4 protein-coding genes are annotated in these 2,478 nt (G+C 46.6%); 3 read left to right on the forward strand and 1 reads right to left on the reverse strand.

All coding sequences use genetic code 11. The features are described from left to right. The first annotated feature begins 103 nt into the window (after nucleotides 1-103). Both BN1128_RS25730 and BN1128_RS22730 read left to right on the forward strand, forming a co-directional pair. Complete coding sequence (locus BN1128_RS25730; RefSeq protein ID WP_156140643.1) at nucleotides 104-688, forward strand: hypothetical protein; 585 nt, start codon at nucleotides 104-106, stop codon at nucleotides 686-688. A 141-nt stretch (nucleotides 689-829) separates the two neighbouring features. Beyond that, the gene (locus tag BN1128_RS22730; protein WP_042873169.1) at nucleotides 830-1,156 is read left to right on the forward strand and encodes a hypothetical protein; all 327 of its coding nucleotides are present in this window, start codon (nucleotides 830-832) and stop codon (nucleotides 1,154-1,156) included. On the opposite strand, the gene BN1128_RS22735 is transcribed toward BN1128_RS22730, so the two are convergent. Continuing rightward, nucleotides 1,150-1,686, reverse strand: coding sequence for a metal-dependent hydrolase (locus BN1128_RS22735; protein WP_042873170.1), 537 nt, complete (start codon nucleotides 1,684-1,686; stop codon nucleotides 1,150-1,152). The two genes, BN1128_RS22730 and BN1128_RS22735, sit on opposite strands and share 7 nt — an antisense overlap. 145 nt (nucleotides 1,687-1,831) lie before the next feature. Here BN1128_RS22735 and BN1128_RS22740 point away from each other — a divergent pair. Beyond that, nucleotides 1,832-2,478: DJ-1/PfpI family protein (locus tag BN1128_RS22740; RefSeq protein ID WP_082030515.1), on the forward strand; the 647-nt coding region annotated here is incomplete at its 3' end.

A 2,478-nucleotide genomic window follows, 5' to 3' on the forward strand; every position in this document is an offset into this window, starting at 1 on the left:
AAAAAAAAAGAGGGGAGCCCCATTTTTGTTTGGCATTTCCTGCCCATTAGGTGAGAGTTAGACAATTCAAACCACCATTATAATTACAAGCAAAGGAAATAAAATGAATAGAATGATGGCTTTTATTGTTATGCTATTATCCGGTATCGCTCAAGCCTTAGAAGTACCAAAAATCGTCCGAGAAAAGGTAAAAGAACAACTCGCCTATACGGAATGTAGTAATCTTAAGTTGGATGACTGGCAAGTCTATCCAAACCAACCTATCGACGATTCAAAACTTCTCTACCATAGAATGGTCGATGGCAATGATATTATCGTATTAGATATTGGCGCATCACAAAAGGACGGTGAATATTGCTATCTGGGAGGTAGTGCAGGCACGCCATTAGTCGTATTCATTAAAGCACAAAATGGTCAATGGAATATAGCCTTTGACAGTGAACTTGCAGTTCAAGAACATACATGGAAGAAACAAAACGGTAGAGATCAACTAATACTTGCTCTACACGGTAGCTACTGTAATGGTGCTGGTGCTCAGGAGTGTTGGTCAGCACTCGAACTCAGAGGAACCAACTTTACTCAAGTCAAAAAACACTCAGACTATAAAAATTCGCCATACAGCAGTGGCGAAAATAATGTTATTCGTTCTTACTCACTAAGTAATCCTCTTGCAAACCCACTCAATTAGAGCAACAAAAATCAGGACTCCAAAATTTAGGCCCCCATCTTTCTGAACAAGATGTTGCATCGCAAGAACAGAAGAGATGGGTGTCCCTACTCCGCTGCATCTCAACCCTAAAAGTTAGCGTTGGAAGATTTGAGAGGTTGCATGACAGAAATCAGCCGAAAAACAAAACGACTGGCCACCCTCTGCTTTTCCCTATTTCTGTTAAGACTCGGATTTCGCGCCTTTGGCTATGACCTGTTTTATCACAATCCGAATGATCCCTACGGTATATCGGATTTAATTGAAGGAATGTTAACCCTCATTTATCTGGTGAGCTTGGGTCTCTGCATAATGCATGCATTGCGGGTATTGCTCCGGAACTGGGATCAAGGTGCCTTGGCGGCCTCAGCCCTGCTAGCTCTCTGTGCAGCGCAGTGGCACAGCTATGACTATCTGCACCGCATAGTCGCCAATATCAACATCTACTGAGAACCTCGACCCCACATCCGCCATCCCATCAAAGTCAGCATCAATACAATTCCCGGCAGCCAGACCCAGTAGAGCTCGGAGAGGATCACCGCTTCACCTCGGGCGGTGAGGTAGGCCTCCAGCTTGAAGGGGGCGACCCGGATCACCTGCCAGGGGGCGAAGAAACGCTCATCACGCCACGGCCAGAGCCAGCCAACCCCCTTGCCGCCGGTGGTGAGCGAATCGAGTAGGCTGTGAGAAAGCAAAGAGACCAGCAAGAACGACCAGACGGTGGCGACGCTGGCCCGAAATTGGCGGTGAAACAGCATGGCCAGAGTGGGCAGGGCAAAGGCGAACAGCAGGGAGTGGGTAAAGCCACGGTGGCCAAAGACATGGCCGTAGGCGACCCCGAGCTTAAAGGCAAGCACATCGGCATCGGGCAGCATGGCGATGGCAACCCCGGCCAACAGCAGGCGCGGCGGAATAATCCGGCTGCCAAGCCCGAGTCCAAGACAGAGAGGTACGGCGGCGTGAGTGATGATGGCAGGCATATCGAAAAGCTCCAACTGAAAACTGGTGCCTACCCTACCCCCGCTCGGTGAAGTGAACGTGAAGAATAAAAATGATGATACTCACCTTTCCCCTTAAGCGGGCGTTATGCGACTTGTTCGAGCTACAATAAAGGATAAAAATATTATGTATAAAGTGGGCATTGTTCTGTTTGATGATTTTACAGATGTAGATTTCTTTCTTATGTATGACTTGCTTGGTCGAACAACTGATAGCTGGGATGTGAAAATATTAGGCACTAAGGCAGAGCATAACTCGCAGCTCGGAATTTCAGTGAAGACCGAAGGCCATATCTCTGAGGTTAATGAGCAAGATGTTGTTTTTATCACTAGTGGTTACCGAGGGATCCCAGCTGCACTGAAAGACAAAAACTTCATGTCCGCTTTAAAGCTTGACCCTAAAAAGCAACTCATCGGCTCTATATGCGCAGGGGCTTTTATTTTACACGAACTTGGTTTGCTGAACGGGAAGAAGTTAACGACAAATCCGCACGCTAAGACTGCTCTAGAAAGCATGGGAGGGGACGTTCAGGATCTACCTCTCGTTATCGAAGGTAATATAGCTACTGCCGGTGGCTGTCTTTCATTAATGTACCTAGTTGGTTGGTTAGCAGAAAGGTTGTTTGACTCAAATAAACGAAAAAGCATACAAAATCAGTTAATTCCAGCGGGACAGTTAGAGCTATTTGAAGAGATTATTTCTACAACCATCGAATCTGCGGAATTAGCCAATTTGCATAACAACCGTCTCCAAAAATCAGGACACCCACCTTT

The organism is Aeromonas piscicola (genome assembly GCF_000820005.1).
Taxonomy (GTDB): Bacteria; Pseudomonadota; Gammaproteobacteria; order Enterobacterales; family Aeromonadaceae; genus Aeromonas; species Aeromonas piscicola.

Coding starts and splice junctions, on each gene's coding strand:
- BN1128_RS25730 (WP_156140643.1), top strand. CDS start 104: ATGAATAGAATGATGGCTTTTATTGTTATGCTATTATCCGGTATCGCT.
- BN1128_RS22730 (WP_042873169.1), top strand. CDS start 830: ATGACAGAAATCAGCCGAAAAACAAAACGACTGGCCACCCTCTGCTTT.
- BN1128_RS22735 (WP_042873170.1), bottom strand. CDS start 1,686: ATGCCTGCCATCATCACTCACGCCGCCGTACCTCTCTGTCTTGGACTC.